Source organism: Embleya sp. AB8 (genome assembly GCF_049739465.1).
In the GTDB taxonomy this organism is placed as follows: Bacteria; Actinomycetota; Actinomycetes; order Streptomycetales; family Streptomycetaceae; genus Embleya.
Map to the genome: position 1 here is coordinate 281,726 of NZ_JBMHHY010000003.1, position 23,619 is coordinate 305,344.

Sequence of the window (23,619 nt, forward strand, 5' to 3'; positions counted from 1 at the left end):
GCCGGCGCTCACCCGTGGACGGGCAGCTCGACCAGTACCTGGGTGGGCCCGCCGATCGGGCTGACGATCCGCAGTACTCCGTCCACCGTGCGTACCCGCTCGACCAGTCCGGTCAGGCCACTGCCCCTGCCCGCATGCGCGCCGCCGCGGCCGTTGTCGGTGACCGACAGGCGCAGCAGGCCGCCCCGGACGCTCACGTCGACCACTGCGGCGCTCGCGCCGGAGTGGTGTGCGACGTTGGTGAGCAGTTCGGCGGCGCAGAAGTAGGCGATGGTCTCGATCGTGGCGGGCGGGCGGACGGGGATGTCGGTGCGTACCTCCACCGGTACCGCACTGCATGCGGCCAGCGTGGCGAGCGCGGCGTCCAGGCCCTGGTCCAAGACCGGCGGGTGGATGCCCCGGGCGAGGTCGCGCAGTTCGACGATCGCCTCGCGGGCGTTGCCGAGCGCGCTGTCCACCAGGGTGCGGGCGCGATCCACGTCCATCGGGCGTTCGGTGTCCTCGGCGTCCAGTTTCTCCTTGGCCATGCTCAGGTTCATCGCGAGCGCGACGAGTCGGGCCTGCGCGCCGTCGTGCAGGTCGCGTTCGATCCGGCGCAGCGTCGCGGCGGAGTCGTCCACCGCGATCGCCCGGGTCTCCTCCAGGTCGGCCACCCGCTGCTCGGATTTGGTCGGCCCGAGCAGGGCGGGGATCAGCAGCCGGTCGAGCATGACGATGGCCCGCACCACCCACGGCGCGATCAGCAGGACCAGCACGCCGGACGCCATCACCGCCAGGTGGCGCGGCCAGGTGTCGAAGTACGTGTCGCCGATCTGCACCATCGAGTGGTGTACGACCCCGTGTCGATCGGTGTTGCGCGGTTTGATGGCGGCGACGAGCAGCGGCTCGGCCAGCAGGACCAGCCCGTAGCCCCAGAACATGCCGGTGATCACGAAGGTGGCCACGCCCAGCGGGAATTTGATCAGGTTGTACGCGATCGCCCGCCAGCCCTCGGCGTTGCCGAGCGCGGAGCCGAGCAGGCCGAGGGGTCCACGCTTGGGCCGGAAGGGAGTGAGCGGCGCCACCTCGACGCCGAGCAGCGCGCGGGCGAGTCCTCGATGCAGCCCGCCGTACGCCCGGGCGCCCATGACCAGCAGCCCGAGCAGGGGCAGGCCGATCAGGGTGATGGTGAGCACGACGCCGGCCGCCCCGAAGACGAAGGTCAGGCCGAAGCCCAGCACCGCGAGCGGCAGGGCGAGCACGGCGTAGCCGGCCTCGGCCCACGTTCGGCGGGTGAACGGGGCCTTCAGGAACGTGTGCATGCGGGGCATCCTCGGGGCGAAACGGCGGCGACGTCGGCTCGGTGGCGAGTGTCCATGGTCCCCGCCGCGGGTGATCCGCCGCGAGGGTGACACCCCCCGACCTCGCGGTTCGGTTAGCCCCACCTCCTCGTGTCGGATATTTCACCATGCCCGCGTCACCGCGTGGTGCGCCCACCCCCGCCGCGTACCGCCGCCGCCACCGCGTCGGCCAGCGGTTCGATCTCCTCGGTGGTCAGCGTGGCCACGGTGATCCGCAGTCCGGGCGGCGAGGTGATCCGAAAGCGCGCGCCGGGGGCGACCGCCCAGCCCCGGGCGAGCAGCCCGGCCACGGCGGCGGTCTCGTCGGGGACCTCGATCCAGACGTTGATCCCGGTCGGTCCGACCGCGGTGACCCCACGTTCGCGCAGTGCCTCGATCAGGCCCCTGCGCCGGACGCGGTACGTCTCGCGCGCCGCCCGGGTCCGCTCGGCGACCTCGGCCGAGGTCCACGCGTGGGCGACCGCGTACTGCACGAGGTGGCTGACCCAGCCGGGGCCGAGGCGTTGCCGACCGGCGATCCGGTCGACGGTGACCGCGTCGCCGGCCACGATCGCGCAGCGCAGGTCGGGTCCGTAGGCCTTGGAGGCGGAGCGGATGTGCGCCCAGTGGGTGCCGACGCCGGTGAGGGTGTGCAGGTCCCGGCCGCAGATGTCGTTGCCGTGGTCGTCCTCCAGGAGTACGACGTGTGGGTGCGCGGCCAGGATCGGGCGCAGCGCGGCGGCCCGTTCGGCGGATACGCAGGCGCCGGTGGGGTTTTGCGCGCGGGCGGTGACCACGAACGCGCGGGCGCCCGCGCGCAGTGCGGCCTCGGTGGCGGCGGGGTCGGGGCCGGCCGCGTCGACCGGGATCGGGCGGGGGGTGAGGTTGAGCGCGGCGAGCAGGTCGAGCAGGTTGCCCCAGCCGGGGTCCTCGACGGCGACCAGGTCGCCGGGGCGCAGGTGCGCGGACAACGAGCGCTCCATGGCGTCGAGTGCGCCGGAGGTGGCGACCAGGTGCTCGGCGCGCACGCCGACCGCGCCCAGGACGGTGCGGGCCGCGGCGGCGAACGGCTCGTAGAGCGCGCCGTGCCGGTAGAGCGGGCGCCAGTGGGCCGGGTCGGGGAAGGCGGGCGAGGGCAACAGTTCGGGGTCGGGCTCGCCGGCGGAGAGGTCGCGGGTGCCGGCCGGCGCCACCGGTCCGAGGTCGTTGCGCGGGGTGCTGGCCGGGCGGGAGCGGATCCGGGTGCCGGCTCGGCCGTGGGTCTCCACGATGCCGCGCTCCCGCAGGGTGCGGTACGCGGCGGCGACGGTGTTGGCATTGACGCCGAGTTCGGCGGCGAGCGTGCGCACGGGCGGCAGCGCGTCGCCGGGGGCGATCTCGCGCGCGTGCAGGTCGCGCTCGACGGATGCGGCGATGTCGGCGGCGGTGCGACCGGTGGTGGCCATGCTTCTCCTGCGTCTGGGCGCGCTCGGTGCTCGGTGCGGCCGCGGATCGTCCGGTGATCCGCACGTCCGTGGATCCTCGGAGTATGCCGTTGACAGTCTCCGCCGAGCCGGGCTTTATTGTACTACCCCAATCTTCAGATTGAACTAGTACAAAGGATCTTGGCGATGACGGACTACCCCGCCACTCCGGGTACCACCCCCAACCGGCACCGCGACCGGATGCGCTACGACGTCGACGTCGTGCACTCGATCCTGGACGCCGGGTTCCTGGCGCACGTCTCGTTCAGCGTGGACGGTCGGCCGCAGCTGATCCCGCTCGCGTTCGGCCGCGACGGCGAGCGCCTCTACCTGCACACCTCCAGCGGCGGGCAGCTCGCCCTCGCGGTGCGGGCGAGCGGCGCCGAGGGATTGCCCGTGGCGGTGGCGGTCACCCACGTCGACTCGCTCGTGCTCTCCCGCTCGGCGATGCACCACTCGATGGACTACCGCTGTGTGATCGCGCACGGCCCGCTGACCTATGTCGGCGACCGGGACGAGCAGTTGCACGCCTACCGGGTGATCATCGACCACCTGGTGCCCGGTCGCGCCGACGACGTGCGGGCGCCCAACCCGAAGGAGAACGCGCAGACCGCGGTGTTGCGCCTCGACCTGGACGAGGTGGCCGCCAAGGTCCGCGACCACGGCCTGGCCGAGGACCCCGACGACCTCGAACTCCCGTACTACGCGGGGGTCGTGCCGCTGACCACCACGCGCGGCCCGATCCGCCCGGACCGCGACCAGGAACTCCCCGACCACCTCGCCCGCTGGCTCGGCGCGTCCTGACCCGGCGCGGCGACGCGCAACCGCCGGGCCCGCTCGGTCAGTCGTGTTCCACCCGGGCCGCCAGCCGGCAGGTCGCGGCGACGGCGACCACGAAGACGCCTGCGGTGATGGCCAGTTGGAGGGTGGGCAGGTCCACCTTGTCATTGCCGGCGGCGTCGGTGACCACCTTGAGCACCCGAGCCGTGGGGGTGCCCGGGGTGATCAACGCGGCCAACGTGGCCAGGGCGGCCGGCGGGACGGCGTAGGCCGGGCGGCGCAGCACCGGGCGGTTGGTCAGCGCGCCGATGGCCACGCCGGCCAGGATGGTGACCAGCTGGGCCACCGCGCCCGCCGCGATCGCCTCACCCCGACTCACGCCGTGTGTCGCGTGGTTGGCGATGCGGTCCGTGCCGGCCGCGAGCGCGCCGGTGCAGGCCGCGGCGAGCAGGCCGGACCCGCCCAGCGCGACCAGGAGTGCGGCCAGGTGGGCGCGGCCCGGGCCGACCGCGGCCGACGTGGTGTGTCGGGCCGCGGCGGGCTCGACCGTGACCGCCACCCGGGTCAGCCACACCGCGGTCGGCATGATCGCCGCCGCCGCCCACGCGAACGAGGACAACAACGGATCGCCGCCGGCCACCCCGATCGCCATCACCGCCGCGTACAACAACACCGGCGGCACCCAGCGGTAGGAACGCAGCAGCAGCGCCGCCTGATAACGCACCACGGCGGAGATCACGCGTGGTCCCCTTCCCGCTGGACCGAGCGCACGCTGACCCCGGGCACCGCGGTGAGCAGATGTCGCAGCAGCGCGTCCGAATGCGCCGTACTGCTGTGCAGGCGCAGTACGCCCGGCCTGGCCTGTTCGCGGACCGGATCGCCCGGGAGCCGGTCGAGTTCGGGGCCGTGGCCGGTGTCGATGTCGATCACCACACGAAGCGCCCGCACCCCGGGCACCACCGGGGCCACCGCACCCGCCTCGACCCGGTAGGACTCGGTCACCGCGTCGGCCAGCCGCCGGGGATCGTGATCGACGAAGACCACGGTGGCGCCGGCCTCGACCCGCTCGACCACGCAGCCGTCGAGCACATCGCGCGAGGCGGCGTCGAGCCCGGTCCACGCCTCGTCCAGGACCAGCAGGTCGGGCTCGGCCAGGAACGCCTGGGCCACGGCCACCTTTTGGCAGGTGCCCTTGGACAACCCGCGCAGCGGCGCGCGTACCTTGTCCGCGAAGCCGAGGCGTTCGGCCCAGTCCTGGGCCCGCCGCCGGCTCTCCCGCCCGGTGAGGCCGTGCATCCGGCCCAGATGGGTGAGGTATCGCAGTGCGGTGAGCGGCAGTTCGGGCGGGAAGCGCTCGGGTACGTAGGCGGCCGAACCGCGTTCGCCGACCGTGCCGGTGGTCGGTTCGCAGACGCCCGCCATGACCCGCAGCAGGGTGGACTTGCCGCTGCCGTTGCCGCCCTCGACCCGGACCAGGCCGCCGCGCGGCAGGTGCAGGTCGACCGCCCGCAACACCCATGGGCCGCGCAGGCCGTACCGCTTGCCGACACCCGTCAGGTGCACCGCCGTCCCCCTTCACCGGAACCTCGGCAGCAGACCCTACGGCAGCCCGCAGGCCGACGCACCCCGGCCGAACTGCCGTGCCGGGCCGGGCGCTTCGGCATATGCGTGCGGGCCCGCCGCCGAAGCGACGGGCCCGCGCGCGGTGCTCGGGTCCTACAGCGCGCCCTTGGCGACCTTCCCGGTGTCCGCCGTCGACTTGGCGGCGGCCGGGTTCGGTACCGGGTCGGGCTGCTTCTGGCAGACCGCGTCGGCCGGGCCGTGGCCGTTGCCCTTGGGCGTCTTCCCGGTGGCCAGGTACTCGTTCAGGTAGTTGTCCAGGCAGCTGCTGCCGCTCATCGAGATGCCGTGGTTGCGGCCTCCCTGCTCGACCACCAGGGCCGAGTCACGCAGCAGGCGGTGCATCGTGACGCCACCCTCGTACGGGGTCGCCGCGTCGTTGGTCGCCTGGAAGAGCAGCGTCTTGGGCAGCCGGTCGTTGGCCACGTTCACCGGCTTGAGGCTGGAGGTGGGCCAGAACGCGCACGCCGCGTTGAACCACACGTTGTTCCAGGTCAGGAACGGCGCCTTGGCGGCGGTCTGGACCGCGTCCTTGTGCCAGGTCCACCAGTCCTTCGGCCAGGCCGCGTCGCGGCACTGGGTGGCCAGGTAGCCGCTGTTGATGTTGTCGTTCTCCGGGCTCGCCGCGGCCAGGTCGTTGTACGCGGTGCGCAGCGGCTTGGTGACGTTGTTGACCACGTATCCCGAGAAGCCCTCGGCCAGTTCGGCCCAGTAGGAGTCGTTGTACCCGCCCTGCGCGAACGCGTCCTCCAGCTCCGAGGCGCCGACGACGCCCTCGGCCGGGGTCCGGCTCAGCTTGCCGCGCATCTCGTACCAGGCGCTCTCCACCTTCGCCGGGTCGGTGCCCAGGTGGTAGTTCGCGTCGTACTTGGCGACCCACTCGAAGAAGGCCTTCATGTTGTTGTCGAAGGCCACGTCCTGGGTGATCTGGCTGCCGTACCAGACGCTGTCCTTGCTCGGGTCGACGATGCTGTCCAGGACCAGGCGCTTGACCCGGCTCGGGAACAGCTTGGCGTAGACCGAGCCGAGGTAGGTGCCGTACGAGTAGCCGAAGTAGCTGAGCTGCTTGGCGCCGAGCGCGGCGCGGATCGAGTCCATGTCCGCGGCCTGGGCCGGGGTGTTCATGTACTTCAGGAAGTCGCCGTACTTGGTGCCGCACGCCTGTGCGAAGTCGTACACGCGCTTGATGTTGGCGAGTTCGTCACCGAAATCGTTCGGGACGGTGTCCGGACGGACCGGGTTGTTGAAGCCCGGGATGCAGTCCAGGTGCGGCTCGCTGGCGCCGGCGCCGCGCGGGTCGAAGCCGATCACGTCGAACTGCGCGGCCACCTCGGGGCGCAGGTTCTTCGCGACCGAGCCGGCCATGCCGCGGCCGGGGGCGCCGGGACCGCCGGGGTTGACCAGGAGCGGGCCGAGCGACTTGGCGGCGGTGTGCTGAATCCGCGACACCGCGATGCTGATCTGCTTGCCGCCGGGGTTGGCATGGTCCATCGGGACCTGGAGCGACCCGCATTCCATCTTCGGATACCGCGCGCTGCCGCAGTTCTTCCAGGTGATGGGGGTGGCCGTGGACTCCGCCGAGGCTGCGGGCGAGTCGTCCGCCAGGGCCGGCGGAGCGAAGGTAAGGAGCCCGCCCACCAGGGTCGTGGCGGCTGCGAACGCGACGAGAGTGTGTCTCTTCACGTGGGTGTTCCTCCATGTGACGGAGCTGTCACGAGTGACATCGACGCCGCAGATGCTGCCGTGTGGAAGACCCGTGCGACGAGGGGGCGGTAGATACGGGGCGCTAATCATTGCCAAGCAGAGTGGCTACCGTTACCCAGATTTTGGGTTTGCCGCGCCGAACGTCCGTTTGACGGTATATGTAAGCGAACTGACGGAGAGTCAGCCGCGCCCGCTCCGTGCCCGACGCGCGTAGCGAACCCGCGAGTCGCCGCGCTCGGTCGCGGGTTCGCGCCGCCTGCCCGGGAGTTCGCCGGCGGGGCGACGCCCGGGCGGGCGCGCCGGATCCGGTTCGGTGCCGGTTCGGTGCGGGTCCGCGTCCGGTCTGCGTACGGTCCCGGTCCGGATCCGGTACGGTCCGGGTCCGATTCCGGTCCGGATCCGGACCGGTCGCGCTCCCGTCCCGCTCAGCCCCGGTAGGGCGGCGTCTGGCCCCAATCCCAGCGCGGCATCGGGGTTTCGGGCAGCGGCGGCGGGTTGGGGCCGGAGTAGAGGATCGCCATCCGGGTGCCCCACTCCAGGTAGTACGCGAGCACGCCGCGGAACTCCGGGTCGGCGGGCAGGCCCACGTCGTCGGCCGTCTCCAGGAGCAGCGCCACCCACCGGCGGCGCTGCGTCTCGGTGATCCCCCGGCCCAGATGCCGCGAGGCCATGTGTCGGTGCCCGCCCGACTCGGTGCTGTAGCGGGCCGGTCCGCCGAACACCTCGGCCAGCCAGGACGCCACGTGTTCGGCGTGGTGCGCGTCCATGTCGGCGAACACCGGGGCCAGGATCTCGTCCCGGGCCACCCGCTCGTAGAAGGTGGTGAACAGCCGCTCGAACGCCGGTGCCCCGCCCGCCCATTCGTACAACGTCGGGTTCGAGCCGCCCCGGCCGACCACCTCGGTCACCGTGTAGTGCCGCATCTCCTCGATCGCCGATACATACGGCCGGATGGCGGCGAAGAACGCGGCGAAGTGTTCGCCCTTGCGGAAGCCGTTCAGGTGCTCGTCGGTCGACGTCCAGCGAATCCGCAGGACGTAGGCGGACGGCTCCTCCTGACACCGGCTCAGCTCGTAGTCCACACACTCCGGGGCGACCTCGAGCGACTTCGCCGCGCGAGCGTAGGCGGCCTCGAATTCGGCGCCGTCCGGCTCGGCGATCGTGTAGCGGATGTATTCGACGATCATGAACGGTCCCCCATGGCAAGGCGCTGGTTCGATCGTGTCAACCATAGGCAGGATCGCCCGCCGGATGATCATCGACGCGAGCCGGTTTCGCCATCCGCGTAAGGTTCACCGGTTCGCGCGGGACCGGCCGGTCCGCTCACCACGTGACCTCACCGCTTGTTCTCACCACGTGTCCTCATCACGTGTCCCAGTGCAGCACCTCCGAAGTGGGCACCCGCGGCCCGCGCTCGAACTCCGTATCGATCGTGCGTGCGAGCGGCAGCAGCGCCACCGGCACCCGCGTACTCGCCCAGGCGGAGCGGGACACCCCCCGGCTTCCTCGACGACAACCTCGCCGCCCTCACCTCCGCCGAGCGCTGCCGGCCGACCACCCTCCTCGGTAAGCTCCTCGCCGGGTAGGCCGTCGAAGTCGTCCCACCTCCACGCATCAAGACATCAAGGCGCCGAGGCACCAAGGCACGGAGGGACTGTCGTTGATCGGCCGATTGCAATGCGTCGTACTGGATTGCCCCAACGCCCGCGCGCTCGCCGGGTTCTACGCGGAGCTGCTCGGCGGCACGGTCGACCGCCCCGACCCCAGATGGGCGGTCGACGACAACTTCGCCACGCTGCACACCGAGTCCGCCCTCGTACTCGCCTTCCAGCGCGTCCCCGACCACCGGCCGCCCCGGTGGCCCTCCGCCGCGCACCCGCAACAGGTCCACCTGGACGTCGAGGTCCCCGATCTCGCCGAGGCCCACGACCGGGTGCTCGAACTCGGCGCCGCGCTACTGCACATCGACCCCCGCGGTTGGCGGGTGTACGCCGACCCGGCAGGCCATCCGTTCTGCCTGCTCGGCCGCTGACCGCGCCGAACCCGCCCGAACCGGCCCCGGGCAGTCCCCCTCTTTCCACCGGGCCCGACCCGCCGCGCAGCTCGACCACGAGGTGGCCCGGGTCCGCGAGTCGAGCCGGGAGCCGGCCGGCCCCGGATGTGCCGGAGCCCGTCCTCCGATCCCGCCGGGCGCGACGCGGCGGGATCGAGAGGACGGGCTCGGCCCGGCCCGATCGACGGGCCTACTGCGGGGGCGCGGGCGGTTCGGACGTACGCCCCGCAGAGTCACTCGCCCATTTGACCACCTGGCAGGCCAACCAGGCGATCTTGTGGCCTCGCGACCACGCGCGCGACCCGCTACCCGAGCCTCGTGGCGAGTTTGCCACCCGGCGCGTTGCGGATCACGATGCACGCGACCATACGGTCCGGCTTCGTCGTCCATGTCGCCGGGTCGGGCATGAACTCCCGGTGCGCCAACCGGGCCCGGTCCGGCTGCCGGTTCGGCACCGGAGCCGGCATCCGGTCGCACTACCGTCCGAACACCCGCTCACCGCCCACGAATGTCTCCAGCACCCGGGTCGCGCCGATCTCCTCCGCCGGTCCGGCGAACGGATCCCGATCGAGCACCACCAGGTCCGCCTGGTTGCCCACCACGATGCTGCCCGTGTCGTCCAGGTGGTTCACATACGCGCTGCCCGCCGTGTACGCCGCCAACGCCGCGTGCAGGTCGAGCCGTTGCTCCGGGAAGAAGGCCGGCGCCGATGAACCGAACTCCCGCCGATTCACCGCGACATGGATGCCCTGGAGCGGATCCGGGCTGGACACCGGCCAGTCGCTGCCCGCAACCAACGTCGCGCCGCTGCGCGCGAGTTCCCCGAACGGATATTGCCACGCGGCCCGTTCCGCGCCCAGGAACGGAATGGTCAGGGTGTCCATCTGCGGCTCGTGCGCGGCCCACAACGCCTGCATGTTCGCACTCGCCCCCAACTCCCGGAATCGCGCGATGTCGCCCGGATGCACCACCTGGAGGTGGGCCAGGTGCGGCCGGGTGTCCTTCCATCCGTTGGCCGCCCGCATCGCCGCGACCGCGTCCAGGGCCTCGCGTACCGCACGGTCGCCCAGCGCGTGGAAGTGCACCTGGAAGTCGTGCGCGTCCAGGGCGGTGACGTACGTCCGCAGCGCCGCCGGATCGATGAAGCTGATCCCACTGTTGTCCGACGCGCAACCGCACGCGGTCAGATACGGACTGAGCATCGCGGCGGTGAAGTTCTCCGCGACCCCGTCCTGCATGATCTTGACGGTCGTACAGGACAACCGCCCGCGCGTACCGGCCGCGCGCCGCGCCACCAGTTCCTCGATCTGCTCGATGCCCCGGTCGCGTTCCCACCACAGCGAGCCGACCACGCGCGCGGTCAGCAGCCCACGATCGACCGCCGTCAGGTAGGCGGTGGTGGCGTCGGTGATGTTGGCATGTGCCCCCAACAGCGCGTCCTGCCAGGCCGTGACGCCCAGCGAGTGCAATACCTCCTGCGCCCGCAGCAGCCCGGCCACCTGGTCCTCGGCGGTGAGCGCGGGCAACAACCGGCCGATCAGGTCGGCCGCGCCCTCCTGCAACACCCCGGTCGGCTCGCCGGCCGCGTCCCGCTCGATCCGACCGTCGACCGGGTCCGGGGTGTCCCGGGTGATCCCGGCCAGGCGCAGCGCCACGCCGTTCGCCCAGGCGCCGTGGTGGTCGCGATTGGGCAGGTATACCGGGCGGTCGGGGACGATGTCGTCCAGCATCGAGCGATGCGGCAGGCCGCCCGGGAATGCCTCCATGGACCAGCCGCCGCCGGTGATCCACTCGACGTCGGGATTGGCGTCGGCGTACCCGCGCACCGCCTGCCGATACTCGGCGAGCGTCTCGTATTCGGACAGGTCGCACTGGCCCATCTCGATGCCCCCGCCCACCGGGTGCACGTGCGCGTCCTGGAAGCCCGGGATCAGCAACTTCCCGGCCAGGTCGACCACTTCGGTCCGGGCGCCGATCAGCTCGCGGACCTCGTCGTGCCCGACCGCAACGATCCGCCCGCCACGCACCGCGACCGAACCGGCCCGGCTGCGCGCCGCGTCGACCGCATACACCGGCCCACCGGTGAACACGAGATCGGCGGCAGCGGCCGAAGCGACGGAAGTGGCAGAAGTTGCAGGTGTGTTGGTGCTCATGCGTTTCCCTTGAGGTCGAATGCGTCGAAGTCGGCGGCGTCGTGGTAGCGGTCCATCGGCAGCTCGATCGCGTCGGCGTCGGTGCCCCGACCGCTGACGAAGTAGGGCGACTTGCGTACGTATTTCGCGTAAGCCGCGAACCCGAGCCCGCTGAGGATCACCACCACCGGCACCGAGAACATGAACCAGCCGTTGTCCGGGCTGAGTTCGAAGCTGTCACTCATCGTCAGGTAGTCGTAGGCGAGATAGGCCCCGACCCCGAGCAGCGCGAATCCGCTCAGCCCGGGGACGACCACCGCCCGCACCCCCTCGCGCCGATCGGTGCGCAACGTCGGCCAAAACCGCACCGCGCAGGCGATCGCGGTGAGGCCGTAGTAGAAGGCCACGATCAGGCCGATCGAGTTGACCGCGGCCAGGATCATCTCGTTGAGCTTGGGGATGCCGATCGCCAGCACGGCGGTACCCGCGGCGATCGCCATGATCAACACGGTGCCGATCGCGGGCGAGCCGAACGTCGGATGGATCCGGGTCCACACCTTGCCTAGCGTCTGGTCGCGCCCCATCGCCAACATGCCGCGTGCGGTGGGGATGACCCCGGACTGGAGCGAGGCGATCGCGGAGAAGATCAGCGCGAGCAGCGGCAGGCTCGCCCACGGGTCGGCGGCCAGATGCGCGCCGAGGAAGGTCAGCCCCTGCGGCCCGTTCTCGGCCATCTCCGGGACGGTCATCACCCGTTGGAAGGCGATCGCGCCGAGCAGGAACATGCCCAGCATCACGAACAGCGCGATCAACCCGCCCCGGGCCGAGTCCTCGGGATTCCTGGTCTCCTCGGTGACGCTGAACGCCGCGTCCCAGCCCCAGAAGAAGAACACCGCGAGCACCAGGCCCTGGGCGAAGTGCGCGGCCGAGTCGATCTCGAACGGGTTGAACCAGGAGAACGAGAACGGCTGGTCGCCGGACACGATCGCCCAGACGCAGAAGACCAGCAGCACGCTGTACTCGAAGACGAGCAGGTAGGTCTGCAACCGGGTGGCCTGATGCACGCCGGTGACCGCGAGCACCGTGACCACCACCAGCACGATCAGGCCGAGCACGGTGCTGAGCTTGGTCGAGTTCGGGTCCAGTGCGACGCCGGCGAACTCGTGCCACCCCGCCCGGTTGGCGAATTGGAGCAGCACCGAGCCGGTGATCGCGCTGGTGTAGGCGAGGAAGATGATCGATCCGGCGAGCGCCACCCAGCCGGTGAGGAAGCCCGAGTACGGGCCGATCGACTTGCCGACCCAGACATAGCCGCTGCCACAGTTGGGCTCGACCCGGTTCAGTCGTGCGTACGCGCCGGCGATGCCGAGCATCGGCAGGAACGCGATCAGGATGATCACCGGCGTGGCCAGGCCCACGGTGGCGGCCAGGCTGCCCATGCCGACGCCGATGCTGGTGGTGGCCGCCGTACTGGACGCGGCCACCGCGATGCCGTCGACGACACCGAGCGACTTGCGCATCGTGGGCGGTTGATCGTCCCGGGGCAGGTTCGTTGACATCGGCGCTCCAAGGGAGGCTGAGGCGGACAGGGGGTGGACGCCGATGAAACAGCCTGCATCAGAATTACGTCAATGGTGTTGACGTAAGGCGTAGGGTATGGCGCAGCGCCGGGCGGACGGCGGCCGAACCGGCTACGGAGGATCGGGTGGATCGTGTCGCGGGCGAGCGTCGCCGGCGCAGACCGACCAAGTCGGGGACGGTGCTGTCCGAGGCCGTCATCGTCGAGTGCGCCGTACGGCTGATCGGCCACCACGGCGCGCAGGCGCTGACCGTGCGCAGGCTCGGCGCCGCGCTCGGGTGCGATCCGACCGCGATCTACCGCTACTTCCGCGGTACGGACGATCTGCTGCTCGCGATCGCCGACTTCCTGATCGGCGAGACGCTGGCCGGCTATCGACCCGGGCCCGACTGGGTGGCGTCGCTGCGCGAGTTGGGTCTGCGGGTGCGCGACGGCTATCTGCGTCATCCGCGCGTGGCCGCCATCGCCGCCGCGCGGGTGACCCGGCGACACCACGAGTTCCGGGCCGTGGAACTCGGCGTCGCGCTGCTCCTGTCGGCGGGCTTCTCCCCCGCCGACGCGGTCCGTTACTACCGCGCGTTCATCGACACGGTGCTCGCGCACGCGGCCCTGGAGGCGTCCTTCGTCGCGCTGGCCCCGGAGGTGCGGGCGGCCGACGACCGATCCTGGCAGGACATCTACCACTCGCTGCCCGGCGCGGACTATCCGGCGATCGGGACGGTCCGCGCGCATCTGGCCGCCGGGATGTCCGGCAGCCCGTTCGAGGATGTCCTGGACCTACTGCTCGAATCGCTCGCCCGGCGGGTCTGAACGACCGTCACCGATCGTGCGTTCGGGCCCGGATCGCGCCGGTCGAGGGATCGCCGAGGGCGGCAAGCCGTACTGTGATCGAGTTTTGACACAGCGTCAACACCGCAGGTGGGTACGCGCGTCGTGGGGGGTGCCGCAGACTCGATAAGGTTGCGCGTGTTTCCAGACCTCACCACTCCCACGGGGGATCCGTGCTGATCGACAAGTTCATGCATGGCGTCGTGGCGCCGACCGCGAAGGCGATCTACCGCCCGCGCACCGAGGGCCGCGAGAACGTACCGATGACCGGCCCGGTCATCATCGCCAGCAACCACCTGTCGTTCGTTGACAGCGTCGCGATCCCCGTGGTCATGCCGCGCAAGGTGTCGTTCCTCGCGAAGGCCGAGTACTTCGACGGCCCCGGGCTCAAGGGCCGGGTCAGCAAGGCGTTCTTCACCGGGATCGGCGCGGTGCCGGTGCCCCGGGGTGCGCACAGCGCCGCCAAGGCCGCCCTGGAGACCGCGCTTTCCGTCCTCGAACGCGGCGACGCGTTCGGGATCTACCCCGAGGGCACCCGCTCGCGCGACGGCCGGCTCTACCGGGGCCGAACGGGCGTTGCGTGGCTGGCGCTGGCGGCGCGGTGCCCGGTGGTACCGGTCGGCATCATCGGCACGGACCGGGTCCAGCCGATCGGCTCGAACATCCCGAAGTTGTCCCCGCGCATCCTGGTCCGCTTCGGCGAACCACTCGACTTCTCCCGCCACTACGGCCGCACGGACGTGGCCCGGGCCCGCCGGGAGATCACCGACGAAATCCTGGAAACAATCCAGAAGTTGTCCGGCCAGGACTACGCGGGCGTGTACAACGAGACGCCGGCGGACGCCTGAGCGGGGCGCCGGCCGGGGATTGAGCGGGGCGGCTGCGGACGGACGCTGCGCGAACGGCTGCGGAGGCCTGCGCGGGACGCCCGCAGAAGATCGGGCGAGACGCCGACGTCCGAGCCGGACGCCGGCCGGGGCTCGGCGGCCGGCTGCCGCGCCGCCCGGGTGCCCAGGCGGTCGGCCTGCTCGCGCTGATCGGCGCCGCCGCGCTGTGCTGCGCCCCGGCGGCCGGTCAGCGGGTGGACGTACGCGGACCGGACCGGACCTGACCGGATGAGCCTGCAGGGCGTCCTCGGCACCGCCGGCGCTGCGGCGGCCCTGACCGGCGGCACCCTCGGCGACCCACCCGGCCTGATCGCCCTCGTGGTCACGCGACCGCCCGATCCGGGAGGCCAGGGCCTACTTCAACCACGACATCTTCCGGGACCAACTCGCCACCTGACGCGCGGTGTGACTGCCCCGGAGCACCAACATGCCTCCCGGGGCCGTCACTTCCGCCCGCGTGACGTCACCGCAGGTCACCTGACCTGAGCTGATCTGACCGCACGTCACCGCAGGTCACCTCACGTAGCCTCACCCGATGCGGAACGTGCCCCCGGGCGGGGTCGGCGACGGGATGGCCGTCCGGTCGGTCACCGGCGGCACGTCCCGCGAGAACACGCGTGCCTCGATGCCGGAGAGCACCCGCGCCGGGATGGCGTCGCCGGCCGTACGCCGAGCCAACTGCGACACCGGCAGCACCGCCGCCGACGCCACCACGACCAGGTTCCCGAACCGCCTGCCGCGCAGTACCCCGGGCTCGGCCATCAACGCCACCTCGGGGAACACCGCACGCAGCGTGGCCACTTGGGCGCGCGCGAACTCGAGATCGCCGCCGTCGGCGATGTTCGCCGCGTACACCCCGCCCGGTCGCAGTACCCGCGCCGCGTCGGCGGCGAACTCACGCGACGTCAGATGAGCGGGCACCTGGGCTCCGCCGAACACGTCGGCGATCACCAGATCGGCCGAGTCCTCGGGCCGCGCGGCCAGTTCCTCCCGGGCGTCGCCGGTGCGTACGTCTATCGCGGCGCCCGCCGGCAGCGGAAGATGTTCCAACACCAGGGCGGCCAACTCGCCGTCGAGCTCGGCCACCGTCTGCAACGAGCCGGGCCGGGTGGCCGCGATGTAGCGAGGTAGGGTCAGTCCACCGCCGCCCAGGTGCAGCACGGCGAGCGGTTCGCCGGGGTCGGCGGCGAGGTCGACGACGTGACCGAGGCGCCGGGTGTACTCGAATTCCAGATGCGCGGGGTCGTCGAGATCCACATACGACTGCGGCGAATCGTTGAGCGTGAGCAACCACGCGCGGGGCCGGTCGATGTCGGGCATCAGCAACGCCGCGCCGAGATCCGTCGCCCGCCCCACCGGAATCGACTCGGGCGCTTCCTGCTGATCGTCGTACATGCAGTGATTGTCTCGCAGCCGACGGCCCCGCCCCGCCGCGCGGCGCCGGCGGCGGGGCGGGGCGTCGACGTACGTCGGCAGAGGTCGGCGTGATCGAATCGAGGGACGGCAATCGACGCCGCCGGATTTCACGAAGCCGACCGACCCGGGAGAGCAGCCATGCAATTCACCAAGCTCGGCCACGCCTGCGTACGCCTGACCACCGACCGCGCCACCATCGTGATCGACCCCGGCGCCTTCAGCGAACCGGACGCGCTGGTCGGTGCGGACGCGGTACTGATCACCCACGAACACTTCGACCACGTGGTCCCCGACGCACTGGAGGCCGCCGCCCGGGCCAACCCGGACCTGGAGATCTGGACCAACCCGAGCACCGCCGCCAACTTCACCCACCTCGGCGGCCGGGTCCGGGGCGTGACGCAGGGCGACACATTCGAAATCGGCGGCGCGCAGGGGGTGTCGGTGCACGTATACGGCGAAAAGCACGCCATGATCCACCCGGACATCGCGGTGATCGACAACGTCGGCTTCCTGGTCGACGGCCGCGTGTTCCATCCGGGCGACGCGCTCACGGTTCCGGAGGAGTCGGTACCGACGCTCCTGGTACCGGCGGGCGGCCCGTGGCTCAAGCTCGGCGAAGCGGCGAACTACATCCGCGAGGTGGCGCCGGCCCAGGCCGTACTGATCCACGACGCCATCTTCAACGAAACCGGCCTGGCCCTCGCCGAACACCTCCTGACCCAACTCGCCGGCACCGACGCCCGCCCGATCCGCCGCCTGGCCCCCGGCGACTCCCTGGCCCTCACGACGTCCTGATTGCGCACCGCTCTCGATTCAGAGCAGTGCTCTCGATTTGGCGCACCGCTCTCGGTACATCGCTCTTGATTCGGTGCAACGCTCTTGATTCGGTGCAACGCTCTTGATTCGGTATACCGCTCGTGCTTCGGTGCACTGCTCGTTCTCCAGTGCACTGCTCGTGCTCCGGTGCACTGCTCATGCTTCGGTGCACTGCTCTCGATCCAGTGCACTGATCGCATCTAGGTGCACCGCTCGCGGGCATGGCGGGCGGCCCCTCGCCGCCGCCCCCCGCACCACCACCCGCCCCGAGCCCCGGCCGCACCCCACCCCACCCGATCCAGTTCGCCCGATCCCCCATGCGCGCAATCCCCCACGGCTACGGTGATCGACATGACCGCCGACGAGGGCAACGCCGAGGGCAACGCCGAAAACCAGTGGCCGGTACCCCCGCCCTGGATGTGGGGCTGCGCCGACTGTGTCCACCTGTACCGAACGATGAAGCGCGTTCAGGACGAGACCAACGAGCGGCGCGGAACCGGCGAACGCGGCGTCGACGACGACCCCATGGACAGCACGATCGGCACCCGGATCCGGCTGGCCCACCACCTCGTCGCCGACCACCACGAAGACTTGCCCGATTGGCTGCCCGCCTGCGAACGTTGCGCCTGGCACCGCCGCATCCTGGCCCGGAGCCCGGACGAACAACCCGGCGACGCCGCCGTGTTGGTGGCCGACGAGCACCGAGCCCTCCATCTGTTCGTGCCGCCGCGCTCGCTCGGGCTGATGTAGACAGCGAGCGTGTGACGAGCATCGGCCGGCCGACTTCCTGGAACGGCACGCGGCACTGCTCGGCCGACTCGGGGCGTGACCCTTCCCGCCGAACACGATGTGATCTCATGGCCCGAAAGCCGGAGACCAACGGAGAGCCAGCTCGTGGACCACGCCCCCGCCGCCCCCACGGCCGCCGCGCCCACCCGACCGACGGGCGCCCGCGATACCGTCGACGCGCAGCAACTCCGGGAGTACAGCGCCCACATCGTGGCCCTGGACACCCGATTCGGCGCCGGCGAACTCCTCGGCCCGGCCGTACGCTCGGCCTGCTCCGCCCGACGCCGCGCCCTCGTCGGACCCGCCACCCGCGACGGTCTGGCCGCCGTCGCCGAGGCGCAGCAGATCGCGGGCTGGCTCGCCTACGACGCCGATCGGCACGGCCTGGCGCACCGGATGACGGCCGAGGCGGTCGAGACCGCGCGCCAGGCGGGCGACCGCTCCGCCGAACACTTCGCCCTGTCCCAACTCGCGATGCAGGCCATCCATTTGCGGCGGCCCGACCAGGCGTTGCGCATCTGCGACACGGTCCTCGAGGACGAACTACCGCCCGGCGTACGCACCTTGTTCGTGATGCGTCGAGCCCGGGCAGTCAACCAATACGGCGACCACGCCGCCGCCCGCCGCCTCATCGCCGAGACGTACAGCCGACACCTCCAAGGCGCCGGCAGCCGCGACCCGGCCTGGGCGTGGTGGCTCGACACCGCCGAAATCACCTGGCAGCACGCGATGATCCACGCCGACAACCACCAATGGACGCGGGCCATCCCACTGTTCGAGCAATCCGCCGCCGGCCGAATCCCGCACAGCCGCACGGCGCACAACGACCATGCCTACCTACTCCACGCGTTCGCCCACACCCGAGCCCGGACCGACGCCGCCGAACTCCTCACGTCCCGCGTCCTCCCGGCCCAACGCACGATCACCTCGACCCGCATCACCAACCTCCTGCACCAAACCGCCGCCCTGATGAACTCGACATCCCCACACCCGAGTTCCCAAGACCTGGCGCACGCCCTACGCGCGGCCCTCCGCCACGCATCGCTCCCCACCACGTGACCAACAACCACGCCCACCCGTACAACCCCACACGCCGCCCAGTGGTCGAACCAGGAACGTCCACCTTGGGGAGAACCATGCGCCACCGCCACACCGCAGCCCTCGCCACCGCAGCCGCGCTGCTCCTGCTCACCGCTTGCGGCAGCGACGGCGACACCAAGAGCGACGCGAAGGCGACAACCGCGAAGCCCGCCGCCACTACGCCCACCAAGGCGGCACCCGCGTCCACAACTCCGGCGCCGGCCACGACTCCCAAGACCCCGGGAAGCACCGGCAGCAAACCCGCCGCCGCTCTCGTCGGCACGCCCGACGCCGCCACCCAGGCCAAGTACATCGCCGAACTGACCGCGATAGACCCGGCCATCGTCGCCAACAAGATCGACCGCGCGGTCAGCCGGGGCCGCGACCAATGCACCTCCGTCAAGGAATGGCCCAACGACCACCCCAAGTTGGTCACCCTCACCGAGCAACGCTTCACCACCACCAACGGCCCGCTCGGCCAGACCAAAGCGGAAAAGGTCCTCGCCGCAGTCCGCAAACACATCTGCCCGCAGTACTGACCCACCCCGGACAAACCAGCGACCCCGAACCGGTCGGTACACGACGCCTCGGACGACATACGCGGGTGGGCGGCGGCCGTCACCCGGTCACCACGGGTACGCCGTCGGAGCGGTCGGCGAGCAGGGCCGCGATGTGGTCTGCGCAGCGGACGGCCGCCGTGGCCATTGCGCTCCTGGTCATCCCGGCGACATGCGGGGTGAGCAGGGCGTTCGGCAAGCCGAAGAGCGGCGAGGCGAAAGCGGCGTGTTCGTGCTCGAAGGTGTCGACGGCGGCGGCGGCGAGCGGGTGTGCGGGGTCGCGCAGAGCGTCGGCCAGCGCCTGTTCGTCGACGATCCCGCCTCGGGCGGTGTTCAGCAGGATCGACCCCGGACGCATCAGTGCCAGCTCCGCCCTGCCGATCAGCCCTCGGGTCTGCGGAGTGAGCGGCAGATGCAGGGAGACCACGTCACTGGTCTTCAGCAGCGCGGTGAGGGAGTGTGAGCGGGCCAGGGACGGCGACACCTCGGCCGGGCGCCGGGAGAGGGCCTGGACATCCATGCCCAGGGCGGTCGCCCGCTCGGCCAGTGCCAGACCGATCCGACCCGGCCCGACGATGCCCAGGGTCAGCTCCGCGAGTTCCACGGTCGGCGCGGCCGGTGTACGCCAGTTGCCACGGTGCGCGGCCTCGTTGTGCGCCGGGAGATCTCGGGTCAGGGCAAGCAACTGGGCCAAGGCGAACTCGGCGACAGCGTTCGTGTTGGACCCCGGGGTATGGGTGACGACGACGCCGTGACGGGCCGCAGCCACCAGATCGACGTGATCGGTGCCGGCCCCGGCCCGACCGACCACGCGGAGCCGGTTGGCCAACGCGGCGTCGGTCGCCGCAGCAAGGAACGCCGCACGCAACGGCACACCGGCACGGGACTTGACCGCGTGGTAGCCGAGCCCGTCCCGGACGACCTCGGCAACCAACGCCGACTCGTCGAAGGCATCGAATTCGGTGAAGTCCACCCGTCCGCCCCAGGCAGCCCGCACCCCGGCCCGATCGACCACCCGCCGAAGGTTCAACGTGACGGCGAGCCCATGGCCGAGCAAACGCGCCAACTCCCGAACAAGCAAATCACCAGGAGCCGCGTCCAACACCAGAATCCGGGCCCGCTTCACGTGATCCCCCCATCATCCTCTGGCACGGCCCCTCCCGGGATCCGGGGACTGGTCAACGAAAGCCCCGGCGCCCAGCCCCAGCCCAATCCCGAACCCTAACCTAGGGGCGGAGCCTCCGAATTGCGGTACCGAACCAGCGGCGCTGCAGGAACGAGATCGGCGATCGTGTGCGGGGTCATCGTGAACTCGATCGCCTTCTCCGTGTTGTCGCGATCCACCACGATCACCACCTTCGCGTCGAGGGCGTCCGCCAGCCTCAGCACGACCGGCAGTGTCGGCAACGTGCCGACCTGCTCGATCCGTGAGATCGCGCGCTGGTTCATGCCCGCGGCCTCTGCGAGTCGTCGCTGGGACCAGCCCTTCGCGATCCGCAGGTCGTAGACCGCCTGGGCGAAGTCCAGCGCTGCGCTCATCCACTCGGCCCCGGCTCGCGCCTCGACGGAGAGGCCGTCACCGACTTCCAGGCGCGTGTGGGCGGACGTCTTCGTTTCGGAGGGAGCCGGTGCTTCCAGCGCTGCCGTTACGCGTCGGGCGGATGCCCCCGCCTTCTTCTTCGTGTCGGTCATCTCTGGTGGTGTCCTCACTCTTTCTCGCACGGCGCGGGTCGTTCGGCAGATTCCCTTCCCGGCGACACCGGCCGCGCCCGGCCCGGCCGGTAAGGGCTGCGGGTGATCCGGCTTCAGTTCCAGTGGACTTCGTGGGGATGTGGGGTTGTGAAGGTGAGGAGGCGGGTGGCTTCTTCGGTGAGGGACTTTCGGGTTGTTCGGGTGAGGGGGCGGAAGGGGGTCAGTTCGAGCGTCAGGGGTGGGCCTGATTCCGTGGTGGTGGCGGACGGGGAGCCGGGGGATACCGGTTTGCCGGACTTGGTGAGGCGCCATTGGCCGGCGACCATACCGTCCACGAGGAATGTGGGGCGGATGATGCCGTTGATGGTGAAGACACGTTTGCGGTCCTCGTCGGAGATGATCCTGGTGCGGTCGGCGTGGGAGAGGAGGGCGTTGTCGAATTCCGGGAGGAATCGGGGCGGGGCCGGGGTGTCCTCCGGGGGCAGCGAGGCGTCCGGGAGGTCGTACAGGTCGCGGCCGGCTTCGTCGCGGTAGACCACCAGGTGCGGGCGCAGGCGGTCGACGGCCTCGCGTAGGCGGCCCAGGCCGGACCAGGTTTGCATGTCGGCGATCGTGGCCGGGCCGAACGCGGCGAGGTAGCGCAGCAGCATGGCGTCCGGGGTGGTTTCCGTGGCCAGTGGGCGGCCGAGCCAGTGGTCGGCGGGCGTACACGCGGATTGGCCGCTGTGGCCCCACAGCGCCCTCGGCGGGACCTGGACCAGGGCCGCCTGGCTGCGCAGCGCATGGGCGAGGGCCGCCGGGTCCTCGCCGGGGAATCGTTCCGCGAGCGCGAGGCCGAGGGCCTTGGCGGTCAGCGGTCGCTCGATCATCAACTCGCGTCCGGCGGCGACCAGTTGCGGTACGTCGACGACGGAGTCACCGAGGCCGTGCTGCGAATTGCGGTACAGGTTCGCGTCGTAGATCGGCTGGACGACCGGCCGCAGCGCGAGGCAGTCGGCGGCCGTCACCAGGTGCACCGTGCCGCGCATCAGGCCGATGCGGACCACCCGGCGCTCGGTCAGCAGGTCCGCCAGCCGCGCCGGGGCGAAGTCGGCGAGCCGGGTCCACAGGCCGATGTACGGCGGGTGCGGAGCCTGCGCCTGCATGCCGACCAGGTGCTCGATCGCCGCCTCCGCCGAGATCGGGTGCCGCCGGGTCAACAACTGGCGTTCGAGCAGCGCGCGGTTGAGTCGGCGGGTACTGAGGGTGGTGCCGGCGGTGATCTCCATGCGCAGCAGCCTAGGAGGGAATGCGGTCGGAAACGTTCCGCATTCGGTATTGGGCGTCGATCGACTCGCGTCAGCTTTTCTTGACCACTCGGTCTCGAATAGCCTACGGTCGTCCCCGTGGCCAGGACCAAGGAATTCGATCCCGACGCCGCCCTGCAGGCCGCTCTGGAGCTGTTCTGGGAGCGCGGCTACGAGGCGACCTCGATGGCGGACCTCGTGGCTCGCCTCGGCATCGCCCGAGCGAGCATCTACGCGACGTTCGGCAACAAACACGACCTCTACCTCGCGGCGCTCGACCGCTACCGCGAGGACCGCAACCCGGAGCTGTTCGAGGAGTTGTCCCAGCCGGGCCCGGTGCTGCCGGCCGTCCGGGGGCTCGTCGAGCGGTTCGCCCGCCAGGCGACCGACGAATCGACCCGACTGCTGGGCTGTTTCCTGACCAACACCGCCACCGAACTCGCCGCGCACGACCCGGGCGCGGCGCGGATCGTCGAGCACGGCTGGAGTCAGCTGGAGACCAATCTGACCCTCGCCCTCACCCGGGCCAGGGCGCAGGGCGAACTGGGCCCGGATCGCGATCCGCAGGCCCTCGCCCGCTTCCTCCTGGTGTTCCTGCAGGGGGTGCGCGTGGTCGGCAAGACCGGCCACGACCCGAACCGCCTGCGGGACGCGGCCGGGCAGGCACTCGCCCTGCTCACCTGAGGGATTCGACCAAGGGGTTCGGCTTGAGGGGTTCGACTGCGGGATTCGGCACGGCCCCCTTCCCCGCCCTGGGTGGCGCACACCTTCATACAAGACCGATCGATCCAATTAGTACAGACTCGGGAGTCACCACCATGTCCGCACGCTTCACCGCCAAGACCGTCCTCGTCACCGGTGCCGGCTCGGGTGCCGGCCGCGAGATCGCGCTCGCCTTCGCCCGGGAGGGCGCCGCGGTCGTGGTCGCGGGCCGCGGTGCCGCGCCGCTCGCGGAGACCGTCCGGCTGATCGAGGCCGAGGGCGGGCGCGGCGCCGCCGTCACCGCCGACGTGACCGATTCGGCGAGTGTGGCCGCGCTCGTCGCCCGCACCGTCGAGCTGTTCGGCGGCCTCGACGTCGCGGTCAACAACGCGGGCGTGATCGTCGGCGTCGGCCCGCTCGCCGACCTCGATGAAGCCGACTTCCGGGCCACGCTGGAGGTCAACGTGATCGGCACCTGGCTGTCGATGAAGCACCAGATCGGCCACATGCGGGCGAACGGCGGCGGCGCGATCGTCAACATCGCGTCCAACCTCGGCGCACACGGCCGGCGCGCCAACCTCGGCGCCTACGTCACATCCAAGGCCGCCGTCAGTACCCTCACCCGCAGTGCGGCGATCGACCACATCGGCGACGGCGTGCGAATCAACGCGGTCAGCCCCGGCCCGCTGGCCACCACGATGTCCCTGCGTCCGGGTGAGACCGACGCCGAGCGGGCGGACCGGATGAAGGACGAGAACCCGTCCGGCCGAGTCGGCGACCTGGCCGAACTCGCCGCCGCGGTCCTGTACTTGGCCTCCGCCGAGGCAGGCTTCGCGGTCGGCACCGACCTGGTCCTGGACGGCGGCGCAACCGCGTAACCCGGCCCACCGCCCCGGCCCACCGCCCCGGCGCAACC

The 23,619-nt window shown here is 71.1% G+C and carries 23 protein-coding genes; 10 read left to right on the forward strand and 13 right to left on the reverse strand.

Annotated elements, in window-relative coordinates:
- Window positions 1-8 precede the first annotated feature (8 nt).
- Together ABIA38_RS06075 and ABIA38_RS06080 are read right to left on the reverse strand one after the other, a co-directional pair.
- Window positions 9-1,301, reverse strand: coding sequence for a sensor histidine kinase (locus ABIA38_RS06075; RefSeq protein ID WP_424637380.1), 1,293 nt, complete (start codon window positions 1,299-1,301; stop codon window positions 9-11).
- A gap of 155 nt (window positions 1,302-1,456) precedes the next feature.
- Complete coding sequence (locus ABIA38_RS06080; protein WP_424637381.1) at window positions 1,457-2,764, reverse strand: aminotransferase class I/II-fold pyridoxal phosphate-dependent enzyme; 1,308 nt, start codon at window positions 2,762-2,764, stop codon at window positions 1,457-1,459.
- 165 nt (window positions 2,765-2,929) lie between these two features.
- On the opposite strand from ABIA38_RS06080, the gene ABIA38_RS06085 reads away from it, so the two are divergent.
- Complete coding sequence (locus ABIA38_RS06085) at window positions 2,930-3,586, forward strand: pyridoxamine 5'-phosphate oxidase family protein (protein WP_424637382.1); 657 nt, start codon at window positions 2,930-2,932, stop codon at window positions 3,584-3,586.
- Window positions 3,587-3,623: 37 nt separating this feature from the next.
- Here ABIA38_RS06085 and ABIA38_RS06090 read toward each other — a convergent pair whose 3' ends face one another.
- From ABIA38_RS06090 to ABIA38_RS06110, 5 genes are all read right to left on the reverse strand, one after another.
- Entirely contained in the window at window positions 3,624-4,301 is a 678-nt protein-coding gene (locus tag ABIA38_RS06090) for an ABC transporter (protein WP_424637383.1), read from the reverse strand.
- The gene (locus ABIA38_RS06095; protein ID WP_424637384.1) at window positions 4,298-5,125 is read right to left on the reverse strand and encodes an ATP-binding cassette domain-containing protein; all 828 of its coding nucleotides are present in this window, start codon (window positions 5,123-5,125) and stop codon (window positions 4,298-4,300) included. Before ABIA38_RS06095 ends, ABIA38_RS06090 begins: the two co-directional genes overlap by 4 nt.
- A gap of 153 nt (window positions 5,126-5,278) precedes the next feature.
- Window positions 5,279-6,673, reverse strand: a complete 1,395-nt coding sequence (locus ABIA38_RS06100; protein ID WP_424637498.1) for an alpha/beta hydrolase — start codon at window positions 6,671-6,673, stop codon at window positions 5,279-5,281.
- A 638-nt stretch (window positions 6,674-7,311) separates the two neighbouring features.
- Window positions 7,312-8,073: a group II truncated hemoglobin gene (locus ABIA38_RS06105; RefSeq protein WP_424637385.1), complete on the reverse strand. Its 762-nt coding sequence runs from the start codon at window positions 8,071-8,073 to the stop codon at window positions 7,312-7,314.
- Between the two features lie 178 nt (window positions 8,074-8,251).
- Entirely contained in the window at window positions 8,252-8,380 is a 129-nt protein-coding gene (locus ABIA38_RS06110) for a hypothetical protein (RefSeq protein WP_424637386.1), read from the reverse strand.
- Between the two features lie 166 nt (window positions 8,381-8,546).
- Between ABIA38_RS06110 and ABIA38_RS06115 the strand changes: the two genes are divergently transcribed.
- Window positions 8,547-8,918, forward strand: coding sequence for a VOC family protein (locus tag ABIA38_RS06115; RefSeq protein WP_424637387.1), 372 nt, complete (start codon window positions 8,547-8,549; stop codon window positions 8,916-8,918).
- 497 nt (window positions 8,919-9,415) lie between these two features.
- Here the strand turns inward: ABIA38_RS06115 and ABIA38_RS06120 are convergent, their stop codons facing one another.
- Both ABIA38_RS06120 and ABIA38_RS06125 read right to left on the reverse strand, forming a co-directional pair.
- Entirely contained in the window at window positions 9,416-11,092 is a 1,677-nt protein-coding gene (locus ABIA38_RS06120) for an amidohydrolase (protein WP_424637388.1), read from the reverse strand.
- On the reverse strand, window positions 11,089-12,630 hold the full coding sequence (locus tag ABIA38_RS06125) for an APC family permease (protein ID WP_424637389.1): 1,542 nt from the start codon (window positions 12,628-12,630) through the stop codon (window positions 11,089-11,091). Before ABIA38_RS06125 ends, ABIA38_RS06120 begins: the two co-directional genes overlap by 4 nt.
- A gap of 146 nt (window positions 12,631-12,776) precedes the next feature.
- Between ABIA38_RS06125 and ABIA38_RS06130 the strand changes: the two genes are divergently transcribed.
- Both ABIA38_RS06130 and ABIA38_RS06135 read left to right on the forward strand, forming a co-directional pair.
- Window positions 12,777-13,460: a TetR/AcrR family transcriptional regulator gene (locus ABIA38_RS06130; RefSeq protein ID WP_424637390.1), complete on the forward strand. Its 684-nt coding sequence runs from the start codon at window positions 12,777-12,779 to the stop codon at window positions 13,458-13,460.
- Between the two features lie 191 nt (window positions 13,461-13,651).
- Window positions 13,652-14,326: a lysophospholipid acyltransferase family protein gene (locus ABIA38_RS06135; protein WP_424637391.1), complete on the forward strand. Its 675-nt coding sequence runs from the start codon at window positions 13,652-13,654 to the stop codon at window positions 14,324-14,326.
- Between the two features lie 567 nt (window positions 14,327-14,893).
- Here ABIA38_RS06135 and ABIA38_RS06140 read toward each other — a convergent pair.
- A complete protein-coding gene (locus ABIA38_RS06140) occupies window positions 14,894-15,760 on the reverse strand; it encodes a spermidine synthase (RefSeq protein ID WP_424637392.1) in 867 nt (288 codons plus the stop codon).
- 159 nt (window positions 15,761-15,919) lie between these two features.
- Between ABIA38_RS06140 and ABIA38_RS06145 the strand changes: the two genes are divergently transcribed.
- The 4 genes from ABIA38_RS06145 to ABIA38_RS06160 all read left to right on the forward strand — a co-directional run bounded on the left by ABIA38_RS06145 (window position 15,920) and on the right by ABIA38_RS06160 (window position 19,005).
- The gene (locus tag ABIA38_RS06145; protein ID WP_424637393.1) at window positions 15,920-16,576 is read left to right on the forward strand and encodes an MBL fold metallo-hydrolase; all 657 of its coding nucleotides are present in this window, start codon (window positions 15,920-15,922) and stop codon (window positions 16,574-16,576) included.
- 372 nt (window positions 16,577-16,948) lie between these two features.
- Complete coding sequence (locus ABIA38_RS06150) at window positions 16,949-17,347, forward strand: hypothetical protein (RefSeq protein WP_424637394.1); 399 nt, start codon at window positions 16,949-16,951, stop codon at window positions 17,345-17,347.
- 144 nt (window positions 17,348-17,491) lie between these two features.
- Window positions 17,492-18,445 carry a hypothetical protein gene (locus ABIA38_RS06155; protein ID WP_424637395.1) on the forward strand — a complete coding sequence of 318 codons (954 nt, stop codon included), beginning with the start codon at window positions 17,492-17,494 and terminating at the stop codon, window positions 18,443-18,445.
- A 77-nt stretch (window positions 18,446-18,522) separates the two neighbouring features.
- Window positions 18,523-19,005 (forward strand): hypothetical protein, encoded by a 483-nt coding sequence (locus ABIA38_RS06160; RefSeq protein ID WP_424637396.1) that lies wholly within the window; start codon window positions 18,523-18,525, stop codon window positions 19,003-19,005.
- A 79-nt stretch (window positions 19,006-19,084) separates the two neighbouring features.
- Here ABIA38_RS06160 and ABIA38_RS06165 read toward each other — a convergent pair whose 3' ends face one another.
- The 3 genes from ABIA38_RS06165 to ABIA38_RS06175 form a co-directional block, all read right to left on the reverse strand.
- Window positions 19,085-20,149, reverse strand: a complete 1,065-nt coding sequence (locus tag ABIA38_RS06165; RefSeq protein ID WP_424637397.1) for an NAD(P)-dependent oxidoreductase — start codon at window positions 20,147-20,149, stop codon at window positions 19,085-19,087.
- 95 nt (window positions 20,150-20,244) lie between these two features.
- Window positions 20,245-20,715, reverse strand: coding sequence for a helix-turn-helix domain-containing protein (locus ABIA38_RS06170; RefSeq protein WP_424637398.1), 471 nt, complete (start codon window positions 20,713-20,715; stop codon window positions 20,245-20,247).
- Window positions 20,716-20,828: 113 nt separating this feature from the next.
- Window positions 20,829-21,983, reverse strand: a complete 1,155-nt coding sequence (locus ABIA38_RS06175) for a winged helix DNA-binding domain-containing protein (protein ID WP_424637399.1) — start codon at window positions 21,981-21,983, stop codon at window positions 20,829-20,831.
- A 117-nt stretch (window positions 21,984-22,100) separates the two neighbouring features.
- Here ABIA38_RS06175 and ABIA38_RS06180 point away from each other — a divergent pair, with 117 nt between their 5' ends.
- Both ABIA38_RS06180 and ABIA38_RS06185 read left to right on the forward strand, forming a co-directional pair.
- Window positions 22,101-22,685, forward strand: a complete 585-nt coding sequence (locus tag ABIA38_RS06180) for a TetR/AcrR family transcriptional regulator (protein WP_424637400.1) — start codon at window positions 22,101-22,103, stop codon at window positions 22,683-22,685.
- 134 nt (window positions 22,686-22,819) lie between these two features.
- Window positions 22,820-23,581: an SDR family NAD(P)-dependent oxidoreductase gene (locus tag ABIA38_RS06185; RefSeq protein ID WP_424637401.1), complete on the forward strand. Its 762-nt coding sequence runs from the start codon at window positions 22,820-22,822 to the stop codon at window positions 23,579-23,581.
- The last annotated feature ends 38 nt before the right edge of the window (window positions 23,582-23,619 follow it).

Bases quoted from the DNA above. Each gene is read 5' to 3' on its own strand.
- ABIA38_RS06075 (WP_424637380.1), bottom strand. From the start codon at position 1,301: ATGCACACGTTCCTGAAGGCCCCGTTCACCCGCCGAACGTGGGCCGAG.
- ABIA38_RS06080 (WP_424637381.1), bottom strand. From the start codon at position 2,764: ATGGCCACCACCGGTCGCACCGCCGCCGACATCGCCGCATCCGTCGAG.
- ABIA38_RS06085 (WP_424637382.1), top strand. From the start codon at position 2,930: ATGACGGACTACCCCGCCACTCCGGGTACCACCCCCAACCGGCACCGC.
- ABIA38_RS06100 (WP_424637498.1), bottom strand. From the start codon at position 6,673: ATGGACCATGCCAACCCCGGCGGCAAGCAGATCAGCATCGCGGTGTCG.
- ABIA38_RS06105 (WP_424637385.1), bottom strand. From the start codon at position 8,073: ATGATCGTCGAATACATCCGCTACACGATCGCCGAGCCGGACGGCGCC.
- ABIA38_RS06120 (WP_424637388.1), bottom strand. From the start codon at position 11,092: ATGAGCACCAACACACCTGCAACTTCTGCCACTTCCGTCGCTTCGGCC.
- ABIA38_RS06125 (WP_424637389.1), bottom strand. From the start codon at position 12,630: ATGTCAACGAACCTGCCCCGGGACGATCAACCGCCCACGATGCGCAAG.
- ABIA38_RS06140 (WP_424637392.1), bottom strand. From the start codon at position 15,760: ATGTACGACGATCAGCAGGAAGCGCCCGAGTCGATTCCGGTGGGGCGG.
- ABIA38_RS06145 (WP_424637393.1), top strand. From the start codon at position 15,920: ATGCAATTCACCAAGCTCGGCCACGCCTGCGTACGCCTGACCACCGAC.
- ABIA38_RS06150 (WP_424637394.1), top strand. From the start codon at position 16,949: ATGACCGCCGACGAGGGCAACGCCGAGGGCAACGCCGAAAACCAGTGG.
- ABIA38_RS06160 (WP_424637396.1), top strand. From the start codon at position 18,523: ATGCGCCACCGCCACACCGCAGCCCTCGCCACCGCAGCCGCGCTGCTC.
- ABIA38_RS06170 (WP_424637398.1), bottom strand. From the start codon at position 20,715: ATGACCGACACGAAGAAGAAGGCGGGGGCATCCGCCCGACGCGTAACG.
- ABIA38_RS06175 (WP_424637399.1), bottom strand. From the start codon at position 21,983: ATGGAGATCACCGCCGGCACCACCCTCAGTACCCGCCGACTCAACCGC.
- ABIA38_RS06185 (WP_424637401.1), top strand. From the start codon at position 22,820: ATGTCCGCACGCTTCACCGCCAAGACCGTCCTCGTCACCGGTGCCGGC.